Genomic DNA, 1,102 nt, shown 5'->3' on the forward strand with positions numbered 1-1,102 from the left:
TATTTCAGCGTTGTAAACAGAATGATTCCACAAGGAGAATGGAGAAATGACATCCGCACGAACGCTTTTCCTGATGAGCAACGGGCCCGTAACGTCGATCGATGAAGCCGCGCAAAGCTTTCTGACCTGCAAAACCGCCGCCAAGGCCGCGCCCAAGACGTGCAAGGAATACGCAAAGACGATCCGGCAATTCTTCGCCGCCTTCCCGCAAGCGTGGAGCAGCCCGCTGAAGATGCGCACCGCCTTCCTTTCGTGGCTCAGCCAGGAGGTCGCTCCCGCCACCTACAACCTGCAGCTGATCTACGTCCGCGCTTTCTGGCGCTGGTGCGTCGAAGAAAGGATACAGCCGCCGGAACCCGATCCGTTCAGGGGCCTGAAGCGCCGCAGTGCGCCGGGACGGTTCCGCGACATCGACGCCGCGAAGGTGAAAGAGTTGCTGGCGCTTCCAGACCGTTCCACATGGGCGGGGCTTCGGGACTACGCCCTGATCCTCTTCACGCTCGACACGGCCGCGCGACCCGGCGAAGCGCTCCAGCTGCTTCCGGCCGACTTCAACTTCTCTTCTCTCGCGGTCGTCATTCCGGCGCACGCCGCCAAGACCCGCGAAGAGAGGATCATCCCCCTCTCGCCGACGACCGCCGCCGCGCTGAGGCACGTCATACAGCGCCGGCCGCGCGAATGGGACGCGGAAATGTATGTTTTCGCCAGCGTCACGGGGCGGCGTTTTGCCGTGGAACGCTGGAACGACCGTCTGAAAGGCTACCGATTGAAAGACGGCACCACGTTCAAGCCCTACGACCTGAGACACGCCGCCTGCACGCTCCACCTCAGAGCCGGTATGAGCGGAGAAGTCCTTCAGCGTCTCATGGGGCATCACGGGCCGCAGATGACTCAGCGTTACATCCACCTGACCGCCGACGACCTCAGAAAAGAGCAGGCGCTCTCTTCGCCCGTCGGGAGATTGGTTCCCGCGAGGAAAAGAGCGCCCAGAAAGATTAAATGAACCGCCAGCCCTTCACAGCCGCCCGCTGTGGGGGCTTCTTTGTTTCACAGGTATGATTATTATATCACCTCGATCAAGTTACGGCCCTTGCAGCGCGTT

Annotated in this window: 1 protein-coding gene; it reads left to right on the top strand. The window is 61.1% G+C overall.

Annotated features, from left to right (window positions below; genetic code table 11):
• Positions 1-46: 46 nt before the first annotated feature.
• Positions 47-1,003, top strand: coding sequence for a tyrosine-type recombinase/integrase (locus HMPREF7215_RS07670; protein WP_009165217.1), 957 nt, complete (start codon positions 47-49; stop codon positions 1,001-1,003).
• Positions 1,004-1,102 lie beyond the last annotated feature (99 nt).

The organism is Pyramidobacter piscolens W5455 (assembly GCF_000177335.1).
Classification (GTDB): Bacteria; Synergistota; Synergistia; order Synergistales; family Dethiosulfovibrionaceae; genus Pyramidobacter; species Pyramidobacter piscolens.